This window comes from Ruegeria sp. AM5, from assembly GCF_056540645.1.
Map to the genome: position 1 here is coordinate 14,909 of NZ_JBQFXC010000011.1, position 19,389 is coordinate 34,297.

Genomic DNA, 19,389 nt, shown 5'->3' on the forward strand with positions numbered 1-19,389 from the left:
TCCCGACATAGGTCGGCACCAAAGGCCTACAGCCGCGCTCCATCGACAGCAAAGGGCGCTCGTTGACCAAAGAATTTGATACCTCAAGCGCATCGGGATCCATCTAGAATCGAAGGAACTCCAGAGCTTCTCCGGCTGGCAGCTTCTCAGTTTCTGCCGGAATAATTACCAGACCATCGGCCTTTGCAAGAAGGGCAACGCGCCCGCTGTAAGACTCGGCCATCAGGCGCAATCGCGGTGCGCCATTCGGTGTACATCCGTCGATGCTTACCGGGCGGTACTCACGCCGCCCCGCGCGGCGTTGAAGAGGTTCTGCCAAAACCGCCTGCTCGGGTGTGCGTTTGTTCCGATGCAGACCGGCACGGCGTTCCATCATCCGCGCACCAATGATCTGCCACGTCACAAAGGCCGAAACCGGATTTCCCGGCAGGCCCACATAAAGCGCATCACCCCGACAACCGAACATGATCGGCTTGCCGGGTTTCATCGCCACTTTCATCACCTCGGTTTTGCCACCGATTTCACTGAACAGGCGCGGCATGTGGTCTTCGTCCCCGACCGAAACACCGCCCGTGGTGATGATCAGGTCCGAGCTATTACAGGCATCCCTCAAGACCTGCTTCAGCAGCACCGGATCATCTTCGACCGGGCCTCGGTCGGCTAGTTCGATCCAGGGTTTATCCAGCAAAGCCAACAGCATGTAGCGGTTCGAGTTGTAGATCTGTCCGGGGCCAAGCGCTTCACCCGGCTGGCGAAGCTCGCTACCGGTCGAGAAGATCGTGACCTTGAGCTTGCGAAAAACCTTCACCTCGCCATAACCAGCCGAGGCCAACGCGGCAGCCTCACGCGCGGAAATTTCACACCCGCGCCGCAGGATCGGGGCACCAGCTTTCAAATCCTCGCCCGCGCGACGGATATGCTGACCGGATTTTGGACGGCGGTTGAACCGGATGCGATCGGACTGAAACTCACAGTCTTCCTGCATTAATACCGCATCGAACTCGGACGGCACCGGCGCTCCTGTGAATATACGCAAGGCACTGCCATCGGGCGCATCGTGTGCGCCGCTATCGCCGGCGGCTATGCGCCCGCCAACTAGCAGTTCGAACACAGGCCCCTCGCCCAGATCGGCGCTGCGAACGGCATAGCCGTCCATGGCCGAGTTATCGAAGGCGGGCATGTCTACCTTGCTGTCGCAATTCTCGGCCAGTATCCGGCCAATAGCCTGCGCCAGCGGTAGTGTTTCGGTATCCGTAATGGGGTTGGCCACGGACAAACCGCGCCTTAGGGCGTCATCTACGGTCAGGTACATATGAGCATGGTGGTCGCAGGCACATCCATCAGCCATTTTGGGCCTCAATATACGCAAAGAGCTCTTCGAAACCGACCCGCTCGGCCTCTCCAAGTTTAGGTAGATAGGCCTTGGCTTCTTCGAGATTCGAGCTTGGATCACCAACTACCAGCAGCATGACCATTCCGTGACGCCCATGAACGCGGCAACGGATGCCGTAGACTCCCTCTTTCTCGAAAGTCAGATCCAGTTCGGGTTTGCCCCGAATCTCGAAGACGCGCGCGCCCACGGGTATCATTCGAGGAATGGCAGTGACCGTGTGCCGCCCGGTCGAGCCTTTGAAACGCACAGTCGCCCCAGCGGGAACCTGCAGGAATTTGGGTTCGAACCGAAATGCATGCGCCGGAGTGTCGGCGTTCAGGTCGATGACCTGATGAACTACGGCAACCTCAGGGATCTCCTCGGCCAGTGCGACACTACCAAAAGCCATTGCCCCCGTTAGAATCGCCGCGCCTAGTTTCAGCGAAATCGCCATCTATCCCTCCGGTTTCAGACCGCCCGGTAGGGGTCTCCCAACAGGTCGGCCAAAGCGCTGATCAACACCGGCCACTGGGCGCGGCGGTTCTCGTCGCGCAATCCGGCCAACAATTCGCGCCCAATGGACACCAAGGCAGGGGTGCTGTCATTGACATAGGTCACGATCCGTTGCTCAGGATTGGCCAGAAGGAAGGGTACGATGGCCGCACCTGCCTGATCCGGGGCCGTTTCAGACAAAAGCCGCATCGCCGCCTGCCGTACCGGGGCCGAGACATCGTCCAGCAAGCTGCGCGCCACATCGGCCGTCCCGTCCCAGCGGGTCAGAATCTGCATGGCGTCGATACGAAAGGCAGTATCTCCGGTTTTCAGCATTGCCCGCAATTTGCCCCGCAGCGCATCCTGCGGTGGCAGGTCAGCCTGTTGCAGCAGGTTCAGCGCCTGCAGGGACAGATTGGCATCGGTATGCGAAAGCCCCTGTGTGATCAGCTCAATCAAATGCGACTGCTTCAGTTCGGACCCGTTGCGCGCGACCGACAAGCCCAGTGCCGCCAGCGCCTGCGCAGCGATCTCGGTCTCGGGGTCCTGCGCGATCTGCGCCAGCATGATCTGCATACCTGTGACGTCGCCCAGCAGGCGGATGGCCGAAATGCGGGTCTCACGCTCCAAGGCTTCGGCATTGTCATCCAACGCCACGCGGCGGCGTTTGGGATGGCGGGCGGCCTTGACCAACAATGCCTGCTCGCGTGGCGTCAGGGGGTGCAGGTCATCATCCTCGGCCTCTTTCTTCATCTCTGCCGCGATAGCGTCATGGCCAAGGATCGCGCCGAGGCTGGAGGTAAGGCCGTTTTCATCACCTTCAGACACATCCAAACCCGCCTCTTCCAGCGCAGCGATGTCGGTTTGCGGGGTATCCTCCACGATCTCGGGTGCAGCGGGCATCGGGGCCAGCGCAAAGGATAACAGCAGCTCGCGCCCCTGCTGCTGGTTCACATGCGGGCGGTCTGCATCGGTGATAATCATAGCCAGCGACGCAACAGCCTTTAGCCGCACCGACCGGAAGGGCGAACGACAGGCGCGCTGCAGCCACTCTACCGCCTCGCGCAATGGCGAGGTCGCCAGCGCATCAACGATAGCCCATTGCAGACGCTCGGCCTTGAGGTCATCGGCATCAACCGAAAACAGCGCGTTCAGCCGATCCGCCACCAGTTGCGGGGCCAACGCCGCCAGCAGGCCCAGCGCCTGTGCCGCGACCTCGGGCTGTTGACCGGTGGCGAGAAAATCCAGCACCTGCCAGCGCAGATCCTCTTGGTCAGTTATCGGTGTTTCGCGGTCCAGCCGGTCGATCAGCGCCAATTGCACCTTGGCGCCGGGGTCGCGCATCATGCGGTCCAGCAGTTCGGGCTCCGAAAAGCCCGAAAGGTTCAGCGCCGCGATGCGGATGTCTTCGACCGCATCGGTCAGCGCCTGTTCGACCAGCAGCGGATCACCCGGCATCAGCGCCTCATAAGCGATCAGACGCACGGCCCCGTCCTTGTCGGCGGTGGTTTTGCGCAAGATGGCTTCGGCCTCGGGTCCTCCGATGGTGGCCAGCGTGCGCAGAGCGCGGTGACGCAGACGGCGGTTCGAGGATTGAGCGAACACACCCAAGGTCGGCACGGACGGCGTACCGATCTGGCCCAGCGCTTCGCAGGCCACATCCCCCAGTTCCTGCCCGTCTTCGTCCATCAGGGCCATGACAATGGGTTCAATCGCAGCCGCATCGCCCATGCGACCCAACGCTTTGATCGCCGCGATCTGGGTATCCAGCCAGTCGTCCCATTCATCCTGATGCAGCTCGTCCTCGTCCCACGTGATATCCTCGCCGCGTCCAGTGACGAGGGTGCGCAGGTACGGCGTGGCGTCCTTGGCGTTCAGCTGTGCCAAGGCGGTGACGCAGGCCAGTTTCACCTCACCGCAGGGATCGTGGATCAGGTTTTCCAGCAGTTGCGGCGCGGCCTCCGTTACGCCCAGCGCGCCCAGCGCTTGGGCTGCGTCTTGACGGACGTCTTCGTCATCATCCAGCAACGCCTCGACCAAGGCCGGGCTGTTGCTGGCTCCAATGGCGGTCAGGGCCTGAATGGCGCGCAGGCGGATCACGTCATAATCAGATTTTGCGTAGTCGGAGAACAGGCTGGTGGCCTCGTCACGCAGGGCGGTATCGGAATGCATGTTCATATCAGGTCTGCCATGTTTTGCGTTGGGACGGGTAGGGTGAAAGTGGAAGACAGGTTTCCCAACCGAAGACTGCCTTCCAGGTGGTCCCTTCTGCAGCGGAACCGGACCCGAGGGGCGGCATGGCGTCCGCCCCCCGGAAAAGCGTCAGGCGATATCGCGCGGCGCGAAGGACATCGTGCGAAACGAGGTCTTGTAGGGGCTCGGCCCCAGCTTGCGGACCTTGGCAACGCCCATCTTGTAGTTGTAGTTGCCGCTGATCCAGTCGACGATCCGGCCTTCTAGCGCGTTGGCGGGCTGCTGCATGTGCAGGAAGTCCATGTAAACGACGCTTTTCTTTATGGCGGGCGTGACCATTGCCACGGCTGTGATCGCCGCTTTGGTCAGTTCGATGTGCCCGTTCTCCATCAGTTTCGAGAACTGGAAGTCATCGCCTTCCACACCAAGCAGCGTGGTCTTGTTGCCCGGAACGCGTTCCGAATAGACCATCACATAGTCGCCGCTTTCGATGCCACGCTCGGCCGCATCGTCGGGGTGAATCTCGACCCAGTTCTCCGGCCAGCGTTGCACGATATACGGGCGGCGGCGGTCGTCGAAACCGGACTGCCAGCGTTCATTGATCCGACCGGATGTGGCCCACAACTCGCCTTCGTCCTTGTTGGGTTTCAGCCATTCCCAATAATCCGAGAACAGGCCCCACGGCGATTTCTGGATGTTGCACTTGCCGGTCTGGCTGTTGAAGTGCGTCAGCTTCTTGTTGAATACATCCGCACCAGCCGCACCGGTATCAGGCAGCGTGCGGGTTGTGTCATGCAGACGCTTGGTTTCAATCAGCGTGACACCGTCGGCATCCAGCATGACCGGGCATTGCACACCATCGGTGCCGAATTCTCGGACCTTCTGGTGCAGACCCTTGCCCTCTTTCTTTGCCAGACGGTGGACCGCGTGGAAGTCCTTGCGCGACCCGCGCGTAAAGCGCACGGCCTCTTCGGCAACCTCGTTCGAGTTCTGCCAGTCGAACCCGTCAAAGCCCATCCGCTGTGCCAGTTGCGCAATGATCCACCAGTCGGGCTTGGCCGCACCGGGCGCATCATAGAACTTCTGATACAGGCGCAGGCGGCGTTCGCCGTTGGCGCGCAGAAAGTCCTCTTCGCCCCAGGTCGCTGCAGGGAACACGATGTCGGCATAGCGGTTGCCGATCGGATCCTGCAGATAGATGTCCTGGTTGATGACCACCATACCGCCGCTGTCGGCGCGGGCCTTCAGCGTGTCGATCATTTCTTGCTTGTCGAAAGACGCAATCTGATGCGGGTTGCGTACGGTCAGTTCCTCGAACTTGTCAGCTAACTGTTGCGAACCACACATCGCCTGAATCCATGTGGTGCCGATCACATGGGCCATACGGGTATGACCTGCAATCAGATACCGGTCCGTATCCATGGCGCGGCGACGGCGACCCGGCAGTTTCTCGGGCGACTTGTTGCGCGGGTATTTCCCGCCCTTCACGCCGCCCCGCTGGTGACCACCGGCCCGGCCAATCACCTGACCCGGACGACCACCACAGCCGCAGATGATGCCCAGAGCCGAGATCGCCTGCGTGTTGCCGGTGTTGTTCGACCAGTAGAACCCTTTCTCGATCATGACCGAGGTCTTGGGCCGGGTGCCATCCGCCTTGGGCTTGGCAAGCCATTCGGCGGCAGTATAGATTTTCTGCACGTCGATCTCGGCCATGGCTGCAGCGGTTTCAGGCGCGAATTCGTCCTGCGACAGCAGCCATTCTTTCCAATCCTCAAAGCCTTTGGTCTGGAACTTGCCCCAGGTCGTGCGCCACTGCCATGGCGTGTTGCGCGTACCCTGACCGAAGCCCGACGAGCTTTCCCATTTGTTGTTGACCCATTTCTTGATCCAGTCGCTGTCTTCCCAGCCATTTTCCACGATGACGCGGGCGATGGCGTTGACGACCAGAAGGTCGGTGCCGGGCAGAACGTCGATATGCAGGCCACCCATCTTTTCAGCATGGGCCACACCGGCAGACCGGCGCGGAATCAGATAGATCTCTTTCTGACCGTTCTGCATCCCCTTCATCATCCACTGGGTATATAGGATAGTCTTGGTCTCATACGGGTCGGTGCCACAGACCAGAAGGGTTTCCGCATCCCGCCAGTCCTCGTACGAGGGACCAAAGTTGTCGAAACCTGCGTCCCGGAAACCGGGGGTCGAGGTCACGTCGGACGGCGTGTCGTGGAAGGTGAAATTTGCGGTGTTGATATGGCGCAGCGCGTATTTCGAGATCGCATAGGTGTTCTCGATATATTGATAGCTGAAAGTCTTCACACCATAGGCATTGGTGCCGTGTTTGGCGATCACGTGGTTGCCCACCTCAGCCGCAACATCCAGCGCCAGATCCCACGGAACCGGCATCAAGGTGCCATAGATCCGCATCAGCGGCGTCTTAAGGCGGTCGCGTGTTGGCGTCTGAGGGTTATAGCATTTCTGCGCGATACATCCGCCCCGCAAGGAACTGTCGCCGTCGGTGTTGACGTATTGCGTGTCCTTGTCAGGGATGATCACCACGTGGTGCGGCTGACCTTTGTGCAGTACGATATTGTGCTGGTTCGGCGCGACCCAGGCACCCAACGGTGCAACGGGGAAATCCTCGCCAAAGGCGTTCTCGTCCGCAGTTGGGCCCCCGGGTTTGGCCGTCACGGGCCAGCGGTAGACTTTGTAACCACAAGCCACGATGCAGTAGTCGCAGGCGGTCGAGATGACCTCGGCTCCTTTGGGCGGCAGCGGGACGTTGGTTTCGGGTACGTAATACGGGGTTGCCATGATTCCGCTTCCCTTATGCAATGAGGTTGTCGTAACGGCCGTAGATCAGGCCGAACATGCCAACGGCGTAGATATCGTCACCATCCAGTTCCAAAAGGACCTGTGGCAACGATTGGTAGGCCTGCCCCGAGACGAGGATGCCGTGCCGTGTCACGTCATAGGTAGACAGGTGCAACGGGCACGGGCCCAGCACCTTATGTTCAGGCTTGTAGCTGTCATACATCGACCCGCCCTGATGGGTGCAGGTGAGGTTGAAGGCCACAACATCCTTTTGCGGACCAATGCCGCCGCCGCTTTCCACGCCGGTTTTCACAAGGATCGAGTCCGAATAGTCGCCCTCGTCCGGGTAGTAGAACTCGACCGGCACATCCTGTTCCAGTTCGGACAGTTTGCCGATCAGCTTGCGCGGATAGGTCGATACCAAAGCGGGCACCTGTTCCGCCTGGCCATGGCGGGTGGGCATGGTCACCATCACGGCAAAGGTGGTGGCACCCGAGGCGAACAGGAACTGGCGGCGGTTCACGGTGCAGGCCTTTTTGGCCTCGCCCGAACAGCTGCATCCGGTTGCGTTATGATCTTTCATGACGCTTACTCCTTTGCTGCCGCGGGAAGCGGCTGGTAATCCGGCAGATCAGGTTCTTCGACCAGAATCTCGTCACCGGACAGGGATTTCAGGAAGGCCACCAGATCCGCTTTTTCCTGATCATTCAGGCCAAGGGGTTGGATCAGCGGAGATTTATTGGCCGAGAACTCATTCTCGCCGCCGCCCTGGTTGTAGAACTCGACCACATCCACAAGCGTCTCCAACATGCCGTTATGCATGTAGGGTTCGGTATAAAGGGTGTAGCGCAGGCTTGGCGTGCGGAACTTCCCCTTGTCGGCCTTTTCCTTGGTACGGAAATAGAAGCCGGGGTCGTCCTTGGTGTGGCGGTACATTTCTTCGGTCGAGCCTTTGGCGTAAAGCTCATACCGGAAGGTCACTTGCGCCAGACCATCGTCCTGCCAACCGTCATAGGCGGGCACACCGGTGTTGTAGTATTTTTCATCCGACAGCAACGCACCGTTATGGCATTCGGAACATTGCGCCTTGCCGGTAAACAGTTCCAGCCCGCGTTTCTGTTCGTCGGTTAGCGCCGCATCATCCCCGCGCAGATAGTTGTCGAAGGGCGTGTCGGTCTGAACGATGGTCCGTTCAAACGCTGCGATGGCGCGCCATGCGTTGCTGATGCGCGGCCATTGATCGCCGAAGACATCGTTAAAGCGTTCGACATAATCGGGGACAAAGGCCAGACGGGCCTCCATCATGTCGGCCTCGCCGTTGCCGGCGACCGCACCGCCTGCGGCGGATTTGGCCTGGCTCTCAAGGCTTTTCGAGGAACCTGCCCAGAACAGCTTGCCGTAATAGGCCGAGTTCACGATGGTCTGGCTGTTGCGCCAGTGGGTCGTGCCCGGATAGCCGAACGAGATCGGTGCCTCGACGTCCCAGCCGACATCTGGCATGTGACAGGCCGAACAGGGCGTCGACGGATTCCCGCCAAGACGGGCATCAAAGAACAGCATCTTGCCCAGTTCGATCTTGGCGTCGGTTTGCGGGTTGTCCAGCGGGATCGGCGGCTCGCCCAGCGCCACCAGCGGCGAGTCTACATCGGGGTCTGCGCCGCCGATACCGGCCTCAATCTCCATACTGGTTTCCGCAATGGCCTGCGAACCAAGAACGGCAAACAGGGCAGCGGTGGCGATTGTGCCTGACAGGTAAGACTTAAGGTCTTTCATGGGTCCACTCCTCAGTTTGTCGCGTCTTGCCAGTTTTCGATCGGCGCATAGTCCGTATCGATATCCTCGGCGACGAAGTCGGGGCCGGTCAGCGGGTCGCCGGACAATGTCTTCAGGAAGGCCACCAGCTGCGCTTGCTCGGTCTCGTTCAGGTTCAGCGGCTTGATGCGCGGATCCTTGTTTTTATCGTCGCCGCCACCGGCGTTGTAGAAGGCCACCACGTCTTCGAGCGTCGCAATCGAGCCGTTATGCATATATGGCGCGGTATAGGTCAGCTCACGCAGCGTGGGGGTCATGAACGTGCCGAAGGTATCGGCGGTGTGAGTGCGGATATACGCACCGGGGTCGGCGCGCAGGTTCATGTAATTCTCGACGCCGAGGAACTTCATCATGGTCACAAAGGTGATGTGACGTTCCGGGGTCGCCCAGATAACGGGGTTGTCGCCCACGCCGATATTGTGCGGCAGATCATCCGTGAACCGCTCGCCCGAGTGGCAGGAATTGCAGCCGCTGGCATTGAACAGCTCATAACCCGCCTTGGCGTCTTCCGACATCTCGCCGGAATCGAACGGCGCGCCGCGCGAAATTAACGTTTTCAGATATTCCGGGATGGCGTTACGGACCCCGCCGTTCGACGGCTCGCCAAATCCGGCGGCTTCGAACATCTCGACATAAACCGGATCTTGCTTGATGCGTTCCTGCATCAAACGCATATCCATGTTCATCGAGTATGTCTCGGTGATGCTTTCGCGGGTCGCGTCGTTGAGGTTGGTGCCAATGCGCCCGTCATGGAACCACGCGGCGCGCTTGGCGCTGTTAATCAGCGTCGGCACGTTGCGGAAATGCAGGCTGCCGGCATAGGCATCCGATAGGGCCTGCCCGTCGGTAAAGCCGTTTTCCGGCTGGTGGCAGCTGGCGCAGGACAGTTCGGTGTCGCCAGACAGGCGCGGGTCAAAAAACAAACGTTTGCCAAGTGCCGCCTTGGCTTGGTCGAACTCAATGGCTTCTACCGGGCCCGGCTGTTCCGCCTGGGCATGGTGAACCGGGAACGCAACACCCACCGACAGCAATGAAACTGTCGACAGTGCCGAGAACCACGTTCTGGCTTTGGTCATCATTTAAAAAGCCCTCATTATCCGCAAATCTGATCGCTCCGGTTAACCGGAGATCGACGAGGCGAATATTAGAGGGTCATGTATCGCGATGCCTTGATCGAGATTAAATCCGCAGAGAATTGGCGACGTAATCGTCGCTTATCTGAACCAAGGCCGCGACTGTCAGACGTCGATATCCAGAGCAAGCGCATGGATACGGGGGACTATATCCCCCAATGCCGTATGTACTGCGCGATGGCGGGCAACGCGGGATTGCCCCTCGAAAGCCGCCGAACGAATAAGGACGTTGAAATGACTCTCACCGCCCTCCTGATATCCAGCGTGACCACGATGGCTCTCGCTGTCGTCAACCACCTCCAGCTCACGCGGGTTAAATGCTGCCTGCAATCGTTCACGGATTTCGTCGGTCACGCTCATTTTTATGCTCAACGGCAAATAAATTGCCGTCCCCCTCTTCTACTTTCGGCTGCTTAGATTAAACTGCTGCCTCCGAGTCGAAAAGATGCCTTCGTGAGGTTGTGCAGATGGTAAAGTCAGATCCCTTCGGATTCGATATGTCCGTGTCGAGCGCTAAGAAAAAGAAGCCGCGCGGCCGTCGGGGTATGTCAGGTGCGTCCGAAACTTCGGTGCGAATCTGTGATCATGAGGGCTGTGAAGAACCCGGTAAGTTTCGCGCGCCCAAAGCTCCGGACGTGCTGGATGATTTTTTCTGGTTCTGCCAGCAACATGTGCGCGAATATAACCAGAAGTGGAATTTCTTCGACGGCACCACCGAGGCCGAACTGAACGCGCAGCGTTCGAAGGACAAAGTGTGGGAGCGTGAGACCAAACCGATGGGCGATCCCGAGGCCCGTGCCTGGGCACGTCTGGGGATCGAGGACCCGCATCAGGTTCTAGGCGAAAACGCCACCAAAAATCCCGGCCGCGCCAATTCCGGCGGTCGACGCCTGCCGCCGACCGAGCGCCGCGCGATAGAGATCCTCGAAGCGCAAGATAGCTGGTCGAAGGCAGAGATTCGCAAAGCCTACAAGAAGCTGATCAAGGTGCTGCACCCGGATATGAACGGTGGTGACCGATCTCAGGAAGAGCAGTTGCAAGAGGTCGTCTGGGCCTGGGATCAGATCAAGGACAGCCGCAGCTTCAAGTAGTATCCAACGGATACGGGTCAGCAGCGTTCCGTCTCACGAATAGTGCTTGTTGCGGGACATCTTTCCGATTCCCGGGTTCATACTGTTCGTGGGATCGATCGACTTGTAGAAAGCTGCCAGATCGGGTTTGGCTGCATAGAGATGGCCAACATTATGTTCCGCCGGGTATTCAGCGCCGCGTTTGTCCAGCAACTTTAGCATTGCGGCCTTCAACGCGTTCGGGTCTGCGCCTTTCTTGACGATGTAATCCTGATGCAGAACATGACACATGAAGTGGCCATAGTAGAGCTTGCCGACCAGTTGATCCGCGATCTCAGCTGGCAAATCTTCGAACCAGTCGACATCATTGCGGCGCAGCGCGATATCAAGGGCGATGATATCTTCCACTTCGGCTGCATGAACCTTCATATAACGAATGGCTGCACCTGCGGCAGCAAAACGATGTAGCCCAGCGATCTTTGCCTCACGCAGGTCGCATTCAAAGAAATCCAGCTTGTCTTCGGCAGTCATGTCATTGAGTAGATCGCGCGCTTCATCGATACCGCCATCGCGCATTTTGAGTATGAGGTGATGCGGATACCGATCCCGATAGGCCCGCATCCGGCGCGGCAGGATATCGGGCCAAAGTCGCATCGCGAACTGCATGAATCGATCGGTAAAATTGCCGAGAACCGGTATGCCTTCCAAACGCGCGTCCACCGCGCCCTTCAGCGCAAAGAAAGTGGGCAAACGATCGGTGCCCAACTTGTCAATCATCACCATGGTGTCTTTGCCATAGCGGTCAGAGATATCGAATACCTCCTCATGCATGTATTCAGCGCTGACCGGCAGGGTTTTGAAGTCGGACAGGATGCGACGGCGCAATTCCGTGAATGCCTCGGTGTCACGCGCCCCGACGTAGAAAGTACGTTCTGCTTCGTTCTTGGCATATGTATCCAGCCGAACCGCAAAAACCGCCAGTTTACCCGCGCAGCCCGCTGCTTCGTATAGACGCGACTCATCAGCGTTAAAGCGTGCTGGCGTTTCAGCATCTACATTACGCACCCGACGGGCGTAATCGGTGTCAGAGGCTTTGCGATTGTCGGTCTCTATATCAGTTGCTGAGAAATCACCGTTCTGCAGTCGGGTCAGGATTTCTTCGGGTGTATCACCCAACTGCATGCCCAGATGATTGACCAACTCAAGCTCGCCGTCCTGAGTGATCCGCGCGTACAGTGACAGCTCGGTATAGGAGGGGCCGCGCTCGACCAGCGAACCGCCCGAGTTGTTGCACACCCCGCCAACGACTGAGGCACCGATGCACGAAGATCCGATCACCGAATGCGGCTGGCGGCCAATCGGGTCCAGCAGCTTTTCCAGCGCAAACAGTGTGCTGCCCGGAAAGCTGATGACCTGCTTGCCATCATTGATCAGATGCAGATCGTCCATCCGCCGCGTGTTGATCAACACTACATCACGATCGTAGCTACCCTTGGGCGTAGACCCTTCGGTCAGGCCGGTATTGGCGGCTTGCATGATGACAATTTTGTCAGCGGCAACACAGGCCTGCAGCACCTGCCATTGTTCCAGCAGCGTAGCGGGCTGAACCACCGCGAGCGCGTCCCCTTCACCCGATCTGAACCCCCGGCGAAAGCGGCGGGTGCTGCGCGACGAAGTCAAAACGCGCCGCCGCCCACAAATGGCCTGAAGACGCTTGATCAGATCGGCATCGTTCATCCCGCTACCCTCCGTTAATACGCGACCGAGGGCAACCACGTGGCCAGTTGCGGCCACAAGAAGACAAAGAACAGGCCGGTCAGCTGCAGGATCACGAATGGGATAATCCCTTTGTAGATGTCAGTCAGCTTGATCTCGGGCGGGCAGACCCCTTTCAGATAGAAAAGCGCAAATCCAACCGGAGGTGTCAGGAAAGAGGTCTGCAACGTCACCGCCACAAGGATTACGAACCACACCAGCGCAGGTTCATCGATGACACCGAAGCCGTCGATATCCAGGCCCAGCCCGTTCACGATGGGGCGCATCAAGGGCAGAACGATGAGCGTGATCTCGATCCAGTCCAGCACGAAGCCCAGCAGGAAGACGATGAACAGGATCATGAAGACAGTGCCATTTGGGCCGAGCCCGGTACCGTGGATCATATCCTCGATCAGCGCGTCGCCGCCCAGTTCGCGCAAGACATAGGAGAACACCGTCGCACCAAGGAAGATCGCGAAGATATAGGCGGTGGTGTTGAACGTTGCTTTCAGCACATTCACCAGCTTGGCCAGCGTCAGCTTGCGATATCCCAGCGCCAGCAGAGTGGCTCCCAACGCGCCCACGCCCGAGGCTTCGGTCGGTGTGGTCAAACCCGCGAAGATCGAGCCCAGCACGGCGAGGATCAGGGCCAGCGTCGGCAAGACTGCAATCAGCACGTCCTTGACTGCGTTCCAGTCAGGACGGGTTGCGCCTTCGGGTACTGGGGCCACGTCGCGTTTGATCAGGGCGATGACAAAAATATAGGACAGGTAGAGCCCGCCAATGATCACGCCGGGGAACACTGCAGCCATAAATAGGTCGCCGACCGATAGCGCCATCTGGTCCGCCATGATGACAAGCATGATCGACGGCGGGATGAGGATGCCCAGCGTGCCTGAAGCGCTGACCACACCGGCGGCCAATGAGGGGCTGTATTTCTGCTCCATCATCGACGGTAGCGAAAGCACGCCCAACAGAACCACAGACGCCCCGATGATACCTGTCGAAGCAGCCAGAATGATGCCGATCATCGTTACCGTGATCGCCAGCCCGCCGCGCACCGTGCCGAACAGGCGCTGCATCGAGGACATCAAACGCTCGGCCACACCGGATTCGTCCAACATCAGGCCCATGAAGATGAACATTGGCAGCGCCACCAGAACCGCATTTGACATGGTGGCATAGACCCGGTTCACCACCGCGCCCAGCGTCAGATAGTCCAGACCGGTCAGCGTTTCCTCAAGCCCGGTCCAGTTCATCATGCCATTGTCGAACAGATAGGCCAGACCGCAATAGGCAACGCCAACCCCGGCCAGCGTCCACGCCACCGGGAATCCGGTGAACAGCAACGCGATGAAGGTCAGGAACATGGCGATGACCAGTTTTTCCTCGGTTGTTTCAACCAGGAAGGTCAGCGCTGTTGCGACCACAGCAAAGCCCAGAAGGGCCCAGATGATCAGGCGCAGGCCCTTGCCCTGACGCTCTTCATCCAAATTCATGAATAGCGCGTGCACGTCGTGAATCAGCCGCGCCGCTGCAGCCAATGCTAGCAATACAAAACTGGCCGGGATCACACCTTTCAAGGCCCAACGCGCGGGCAGGCCGGTGGGGCTGTCCGAGGATTCGTTGACCCTCCAGCTTTCGTAGAAATAGTCATAGCCCTGATCGATCATCAGATAGATGAACGGCACGAGCAGGGTGAAAATTCCGATGATCTCGATAATCCGCCGCGCACGCTGGCTGAGTTGTATATGCAGCAAGTCCACTCGCACATGGCTGTCGGTGACCAGCGCATACGAGATGCCGACCATCGTCACCAACCCGTAGAAATGCCACTGGATCTCGTCTAGTTTGGGATAGTTCTGGTTCAGTAGATAGCGCATCGCCACCTGTGAAACGATGGCCCCAACCAGCAACAGGTTGGCCCACATGACCACATGACCTACCGCTTTGACGCCGTTGTCGATCGCTACTGCCAGCTTTTGACGGTCGGGCTCACCATGCTCAAGGATACTTTCATAGACTTCAATCGGGTCGTCCTGATGACGCTGTGTCTCGGCCATGGTCTCCTCCTCAAGAGTTTGGCAGTGGGGACGTGAATGCGTCCGGGTCGTTGGGGAAAATAAAGAAAATCAGAAGGGTCCGAGGGCGGCGGAAGGAAGCCGCCCCCGGATAATCGCAAGTGGCAAATTTACTTGCGGGGGAGGAATGCGTTCTCTTTCCAGACCGCATAACCGTCACGGAATTCGTTCATGTCGGCCAGAACCTTGGCAAAGAATTCGTCGTTGGCGGCCTGTTCTGCGGCAACCTCTTCCCAGGTCGCGCGGAAGGTCGACAGCATCTCGTCGTTCCACTGCTTGATCTGAACACCATTGTTTTCAACGTTGTCCAGCAGCGCAGCGTGTTGGATCGCCTCACCTTCGGCAAAGCTGTCAGCCATCGAAGCCTTACAGGCATTTTCGATGATCGCTTTGTGCTGATCGCTGGCTTCGTTCCAGACGTCCTTGTTGATCATCAGTTCAAACACTGTCGCTTGCTGGTGCCAGCCGGGGAAGTAGTTGTACTTGACCAACTTGTGGAAACCGAGGCGTGCGTCGATGGCAGGCATCGAGAATTCGGTCGCGTCGATCGCGCCTTTTTCCAGTGCCGGGAAGATTTCACCTCCGGGCAGGAGCGAGGTGGCCACACCCAGCTTCTGCATCACTTCGCCACCCAAACCGAAAAAGCGCATCTTCAGGCCGTTCAGGTCCTCGGGGCTGTTGATCTCATTCGCGAACCAGCCCGAGGTTTCGGGAGCGATAATGGCGCAGGGAATGACATGGACGTTGAAACCGGCCTGATCATACATCTCCTGATACAAGCTCATGCCGTTGCCATAGTAGAGCCACGCCATGTATTCGCCCGCCTCGGGGCCAAACGGAACGGCCGAGAACAACGGTGCAGCCGGGATCTTACCCGCCCAGTAGCCGGCGGTGGTATAGCCCGAATTGATCTTGCCTGAAGACACCGCATCCAGAATTTCAAACGGCGGGACCAGCTTGCCCGGTTCGTAAACCTTCATCTTCAGCGTGCCGCCGGACATCAGGTCCAGCTGTTCGGCCACGCGCGGGATCGGCGAGCCGAGGCCCGGTAGAGCGGTTGAAAACGCGATTGGGGTTTTTAGCAGCATCTTATCCGCCGCGTGGGCAACCGGGGCTGCCAGCAGCGAGGCCGCAACGGCAAGCGATGTCAGGGTGGTCTTCATGGGTTCTCCTCCAAGGTAAAGATCAGCCGGTGGTCTGGCTGTCACTTTCGCCGCGAGCACGGCTTAAGTGGTAAATATTGTTTACCTTGTCATTCAGTCAACAATTTATTTTACCAATTTGGCTACGCCGTGGTGATGTGGCTCATAACCAAGATTGACCTTTCATAACCCGGAATTTTCGAATAATTTTGCGACACTCAATAAAAACAAACGCTTATATGCGCGGCGAGCATCCGTATTTTTGGGTAGTTTTTCTTGCAATGCCAAAAGCTAGTGGTAAATATTATAAACAACCTCGACGATCTTTAATCTAACTACCGGACAGGAATTATGAGCACGAACAGCCTCTTTGATCCCGTTGGTCACGAATCAATTGCCGATGCGGTCGTCGCACAAATCGAGACAATGATTGTTGATGGAATCCTGAAAGAGGGCCGCAAAATCCCGTCTGAACGGGAGCTTGCGGAAGCCCTAGGCGTTTCACGCCCCAAGCTGCGCGAAGCACTCCAAATCCTCGAAAATCGCGGCTTGGTGACCGTGCGACATGGCGAGGGCACCTTTATCGCCCCACTGACCGGTCGTGCCATGTCGCCCGCCCTTCTGTCGCTCTATGCCCGGCACGGCAGTGCTTTCTACGATTATCTTGAATACCGGCGCGAGCAAGAGGCCTTTGCCAGCCGCCTCGCCGCACAGCGCGCTACACAATCCGACAAGGAACGGATTGCTGAAATCATCGATGAAATGCAGCGAGCCTGGGAGAATGATGATCAGGATGCCAGTGAAGAGGCTGATTTTCGACTGCACGCCGCCGTTGTCGATGCGAGCCAAAACACGACCCTTATCCACATGATGGCATCCATCTATGACCTCACGCGCCAAGGCGTGTTCTACAACCGCCGCTTCCTGCGCTCGATGGACGGCACGGGTGAAGCACTGCTTGAGCAGCACAAGGCAATCGCGCAGGCCATCATCGACGGCGACCCGGACCGCGCAGAAACCGCTGCCCGCACGCATATGGATTTCGTCGAGGATTCATTTCGCGTTGGTCAAGAACAACAAGCTCGCGAGATCCGCGCAGCAAAACGGCGGCAGTTTTCGGATTGAGGTCAAAAACAGAGGCGTATCTTTTGTACCACGGAAAAGTCTCCCGCACGACGTACTAAGTCTTGGCTTTGCCTTTCTCGACCGGTTCTCGCCTCAGGCACTTTTCCAAGTCTACTTCCAATGCACTGAGGTTTATGTCTCCAGCTCGAAGAGCGTCCACCTCATTGGCTCCTTGCCTCGTCAAACCAAGGTTTTTGAGCAACGTGTTCCAGTCCGGTACGTCCCGCTTCAATCCCGCGCGCAGCAAAACCTCAATTTTTCGAATGTACCAAAGGGCCAGAGAAGACACACGAATGTCAGGTGGAGTGTCCACGGGCACATGGGCGGCAATCGCAGCGCTTGCGCACGCCATTGACTCGGATGCCACGTAGAAAGCCTGCGCCGCGCTGTTAGGGTTTACGTATTTAACGCCTTCATTGATCAAAGCTCCACCGGCCAAGACCAAGGCCAGGTCTTTCCCTGAGATCGAGGCCGCACTTCCAAGCGCGGCACCGCCTGCTACAGTGATCAGTGCCGCCGCTGTCAGGTCCCGATTGCGCGCTGCTTCGTCGCCCAGCCTTTTGTAGGCATCTGAAAGTTGCAGCGCATAATACGACGTACGAATAGGACCGCGTTCAAGCAACAGGCTTGTGGACTGAAATGTTTTTGGTGCCGTTTCAAACGCACCCCCGATCCCTACAGCGTGCTGGATAACGTCTCCCGATGTATTCGACAGCACGGTTTGCTCGGCATTAAAGGCCCTGTTCTCGTAGGCACAACCGGTGATCAAAGTCAGCGGCACCAAGGCCGGAATCAGGCGATTGAAAACGGACTTCATCAAATTTCCCCATGAAAACGCGCAATTGAATAAGTGAAACTATACAATCACAGGGTGTTTCAGGCAAATTCGGCCGCACATGTCATCGCCAAAACACAATGCCACAACCCGTTTCAAACACCCGGCGCGACGCGCATGGATGGCTTATAAATCCCGAATCCAGAATTGAAGCGGCTTTTGGGTTTCGCAATCGTCGCCTCGATCCTTCCACGAGAATAGCGCCACGACGCCAGGAAGCGGCGCATATCCCCGCGCGCGCCAGAAGGCATCCAACGGGCGGTAATGATCTGGTCGCATGGGGTGGTCGTCAGGGCGTACTACACTGCAGAAGGCGCTTTTGGTGAATCCCATCGCATGGGCGTGGGCTTCGCGCAGATCAAAGAACGTATGGCCTGCGCCCTGCCCGCGATACTCAGGCAGCAGAACCGATTCTGCGCAATAGAAGATATCGCCCAGCGACAGGCCCGAGCCTTCGAACGCGGCCGCGAAATCGTCGGCGTGATCCGTCAAGGGCGCACCCGTCGAAGCACCCACCAAAGTATCACCGTCGAACGCTCCGACAACGATGGCCCTGGCGCTATCGACGTAAGACTGCAGGTATTTTCGCTCATACTTCAGATCGCCATCATAGAGATATGGCCAAGCGTGAAATACGTCGATCCGCAGGCGCGCGACTTCACCCAACGCGTCGACCAATGTCGATCCGGTCATTGCGCGGACCTGCGAAATCTCAGCCATTCGAGACCTGTTTGGTCCAGTCCGCAAGGTTGTAGAACGTGGTCACGCGGGTGATCTTCCCGTCGTTAAGGTCAAAAAACGAACCCGCAGGCAAGCGGTAGGTCTGCCCATACGCTTCTGGCAGACCTTCATCAGTTTCCAGATAGGTTCCGTTGACGATGAACTCAGCCGCGGCACGGGTACCGCCTTCGGCCTCGAAGATCACGATATCCGTCAGGTTCTCGCGGTAGCAGCGGTTCATATGCGCGCAGAAGGCGGCAAATTTCTCTTTGCCGACGCGAATCTGACCTTCGTTGACATGATGGGCCACGTCATCCGACAGGCAGGCCACCATGCCATCCACGTCACCGGCATTGAAGGCATCAAAGTAAGTTTTCACGGTCGGGTTCATGGTCACTCCGTCGGTTCACCCCAGCGGTCTTTCAGATGCGCGATGATCTGATCTCGGGTTTGTCGATAATGACGTAGCTTGTCCTCGCGGGTTTCACCTAGTCCGGTAGGGTCCATAATTGGCCAATAATCGACATCGAGGTGAAAAAAACGCGTCAGTTCCAGCGCTTTTCGCTGGCTGGCGGGTGACAGGGCCACGATCAGATCAAATGAACTGAGGTCATCGCCCCATTGCTCCATTTCGTCAAAAGAACGCGAGCGGTGACGGGACAGCTCAACGCCAATCTCCTGACAGGCTGCGATGCAGAACCCATCGATCTCAAGATCGTTATGCACGCCAGCAGATTGCACATAGGTGCCGGTGCCGTAAAACTTCTTCATGATGCCTTCGGCCATGGGTGACCGAACCGAATTGTGGTCGCAACAGAACAGAATGGACTGCGGCAGAGGCGTCACCC

17 protein-coding genes are annotated in these 19,389 nt (G+C 58.1%); 2 read left to right on the forward strand and 15 right to left on the reverse strand.

Annotated elements, in window-relative coordinates; translation table 11 throughout:
* Positions 1-103: 103 nt before the first annotated feature.
* The 8 genes from ACR0AH_RS18270 to ACR0AH_RS18305 form a co-directional block, all read right to left on the reverse strand.
* Positions 104-1,348: a molybdopterin molybdotransferase MoeA gene (locus tag ACR0AH_RS18270; protein WP_480593130.1), complete on the reverse strand. Its 1,245-nt coding sequence runs from the start codon at positions 1,346-1,348 to the stop codon at positions 104-106.
* Positions 1,341-1,826, reverse strand: coding sequence for a plastocyanin/azurin family copper-binding protein (locus ACR0AH_RS18275; protein WP_480593133.1), 486 nt, complete (start codon positions 1,824-1,826; stop codon positions 1,341-1,343). The genes ACR0AH_RS18270 and ACR0AH_RS18275 overlap by 8 nt, the downstream gene beginning before the upstream one ends.
* A 14-nt stretch (positions 1,827-1,840) precedes the next feature.
* Positions 1,841-4,042 (reverse strand): HEAT repeat domain-containing protein, encoded by a 2,202-nt coding sequence (locus ACR0AH_RS18280; RefSeq protein WP_480593136.1) that lies wholly within the window; start codon positions 4,040-4,042, stop codon positions 1,841-1,843.
* A gap of 144 nt (positions 4,043-4,186) precedes the next feature.
* On the reverse strand, positions 4,187-6,868 hold the full coding sequence (locus tag ACR0AH_RS18285; protein WP_170733869.1) for an arsenate reductase (azurin) large subunit: 2,682 nt from the start codon (positions 6,866-6,868) through the stop codon (positions 4,187-4,189).
* 13 nt (positions 6,869-6,881) lie between these two features.
* The gene (locus ACR0AH_RS18290; protein ID WP_170425700.1) at positions 6,882-7,451 is read right to left on the reverse strand and encodes an arsenate reductase (azurin) small subunit; all 570 of its coding nucleotides are present in this window, start codon (positions 7,449-7,451) and stop codon (positions 6,882-6,884) included.
* Positions 7,452-7,456: 5 nt separating this feature from the next.
* Positions 7,457-8,641, reverse strand: a complete 1,185-nt coding sequence (locus ACR0AH_RS18295) for a cytochrome-c peroxidase (RefSeq protein WP_480593139.1) — start codon at positions 8,639-8,641, stop codon at positions 7,457-7,459.
* An 11-nt stretch (positions 8,642-8,652) separates the two neighbouring features.
* Positions 8,653-9,756: a cytochrome-c peroxidase gene (locus tag ACR0AH_RS18300; RefSeq protein ID WP_480593141.1), complete on the reverse strand. Its 1,104-nt coding sequence runs from the start codon at positions 9,754-9,756 to the stop codon at positions 8,653-8,655.
* Positions 9,757-9,918: 162 nt separating this feature from the next.
* Positions 9,919-10,173, reverse strand: coding sequence for a BolA family protein (locus ACR0AH_RS18305; RefSeq protein ID WP_170398480.1), 255 nt, complete (start codon positions 10,171-10,173; stop codon positions 9,919-9,921).
* A gap of 107 nt (positions 10,174-10,280) precedes the next feature.
* Here ACR0AH_RS18305 and ACR0AH_RS18310 point away from each other — a divergent pair, with 107 nt between their 5' ends.
* Complete coding sequence (locus tag ACR0AH_RS18310; RefSeq protein ID WP_170398478.1) at positions 10,281-10,904, forward strand: DnaJ domain-containing protein; 624 nt, start codon at positions 10,281-10,283, stop codon at positions 10,902-10,904.
* Positions 10,905-10,937: 33 nt separating this feature from the next.
* On the opposite strand, the gene dld is transcribed toward ACR0AH_RS18310, so the two are convergent.
* From dld to ACR0AH_RS18325, 3 genes are all read right to left on the reverse strand, one after another.
* Positions 10,938-12,620 carry a D-lactate dehydrogenase gene (gene dld, locus ACR0AH_RS18315; RefSeq protein ID WP_480593144.1) on the reverse strand — a complete coding sequence of 561 codons (1,683 nt, stop codon included), beginning with the start codon at positions 12,618-12,620 and terminating at the stop codon, positions 10,938-10,940.
* Between the two features lie 14 nt (positions 12,621-12,634).
* Entirely contained in the window at positions 12,635-14,701 is a 2,067-nt protein-coding gene (locus ACR0AH_RS18320; protein WP_480593147.1) for a TRAP transporter large permease subunit, read from the reverse strand.
* 128 nt (positions 14,702-14,829) lie between these two features.
* Complete coding sequence (locus ACR0AH_RS18325) at positions 14,830-15,882, reverse strand: TRAP transporter substrate-binding protein (RefSeq protein ID WP_170398473.1); 1,053 nt, start codon at positions 15,880-15,882, stop codon at positions 14,830-14,832.
* Between the two features lie 330 nt (positions 15,883-16,212).
* Between ACR0AH_RS18325 and ACR0AH_RS18330 the strand changes: the two genes are divergently transcribed.
* Positions 16,213-16,986, forward strand: a complete 774-nt coding sequence (locus ACR0AH_RS18330) for a FadR/GntR family transcriptional regulator (protein WP_223117410.1) — start codon at positions 16,213-16,215, stop codon at positions 16,984-16,986.
* 55 nt (positions 16,987-17,041) lie between these two features.
* Here the strand turns inward: ACR0AH_RS18330 and ACR0AH_RS18335 are convergent, their stop codons facing one another.
* From ACR0AH_RS18335 to ACR0AH_RS18350, 4 genes are all read right to left on the reverse strand, one after another.
* Positions 17,042-17,803, reverse strand: a complete 762-nt coding sequence (locus tag ACR0AH_RS18335) for a hypothetical protein (RefSeq protein WP_170514606.1) — start codon at positions 17,801-17,803, stop codon at positions 17,042-17,044.
* A 144-nt stretch (positions 17,804-17,947) separates the two neighbouring features.
* Positions 17,948-18,541: a GNAT family N-acetyltransferase gene (locus tag ACR0AH_RS18340; protein ID WP_480593151.1), complete on the reverse strand. Its 594-nt coding sequence runs from the start codon at positions 18,539-18,541 to the stop codon at positions 17,948-17,950.
* Positions 18,534-18,932: a ketosteroid isomerase-related protein gene (locus ACR0AH_RS18345; protein WP_480593153.1), complete on the reverse strand. Its 399-nt coding sequence runs from the start codon at positions 18,930-18,932 to the stop codon at positions 18,534-18,536. The genes ACR0AH_RS18340 and ACR0AH_RS18345 overlap by 8 nt, the downstream gene beginning before the upstream one ends.
* Before the next feature lie 2 nt (positions 18,933-18,934).
* Positions 18,935-19,387, reverse strand: a complete 453-nt coding sequence (locus ACR0AH_RS18350; RefSeq protein WP_170398460.1) for an arsenate-mycothiol transferase ArsC — start codon at positions 19,385-19,387, stop codon at positions 18,935-18,937.
* Positions 19,388-19,389: the final 2 nt, after the last annotated feature.

Coding starts and splice junctions, on each gene's coding strand:
- ACR0AH_RS18270 (WP_480593130.1), bottom strand. CDS start 1,348: ATGGCTGATGGATGTGCCTGCGACCACCATGCTCATATGTACCTGACC.
- ACR0AH_RS18275 (WP_480593133.1), bottom strand. CDS start 1,826: ATGGCGATTTCGCTGAAACTAGGCGCGGCGATTCTAACGGGGGCAATG.
- ACR0AH_RS18280 (WP_480593136.1), bottom strand. CDS start 4,042: ATGAACATGCATTCCGATACCGCCCTGCGTGACGAGGCCACCAGCCTG.
- ACR0AH_RS18285 (WP_170733869.1), bottom strand. CDS start 6,868: ATGGCAACCCCGTATTACGTACCCGAAACCAACGTCCCGCTGCCGCCC.
- ACR0AH_RS18290 (WP_170425700.1), bottom strand. CDS start 7,451: ATGAAAGATCATAACGCAACCGGATGCAGCTGTTCGGGCGAGGCCAAA.
- ACR0AH_RS18295 (WP_480593139.1), bottom strand. CDS start 8,641: ATGAAAGACCTTAAGTCTTACCTGTCAGGCACAATCGCCACCGCTGCC.
- ACR0AH_RS18300 (WP_480593141.1), bottom strand. CDS start 9,756: ATGACCAAAGCCAGAACGTGGTTCTCGGCACTGTCGACAGTTTCATTG.
- ACR0AH_RS18305 (WP_170398480.1), bottom strand. CDS start 10,173: ATGAGCGTGACCGACGAAATCCGTGAACGATTGCAGGCAGCATTTAAC.
- ACR0AH_RS18310 (WP_170398478.1), top strand. CDS start 10,281: ATGGTAAAGTCAGATCCCTTCGGATTCGATATGTCCGTGTCGAGCGCT.
- dld (WP_480593144.1), bottom strand. CDS start 12,620: ATGAACGATGCCGATCTGATCAAGCGTCTTCAGGCCATTTGTGGGCGG.
- ACR0AH_RS18320 (WP_480593147.1), bottom strand. CDS start 14,701: ATGGCCGAGACACAGCGTCATCAGGACGACCCGATTGAAGTCTATGAA.
- ACR0AH_RS18325 (WP_170398473.1), bottom strand. CDS start 15,882: ATGAAGACCACCCTGACATCGCTTGCCGTTGCGGCCTCGCTGCTGGCA.
- ACR0AH_RS18330 (WP_223117410.1), top strand. CDS start 16,213: ATGAGCACGAACAGCCTCTTTGATCCCGTTGGTCACGAATCAATTGCC.
- ACR0AH_RS18335 (WP_170514606.1), bottom strand. CDS start 17,803: ATGAAGTCCGTTTTCAATCGCCTGATTCCGGCCTTGGTGCCGCTGACT.
- ACR0AH_RS18340 (WP_480593151.1), bottom strand. CDS start 18,541: ATGGCTGAGATTTCGCAGGTCCGCGCAATGACCGGATCGACATTGGTC.
- ACR0AH_RS18345 (WP_480593153.1), bottom strand. CDS start 18,932: ATGAACCCGACCGTGAAAACTTACTTTGATGCCTTCAATGCCGGTGAC.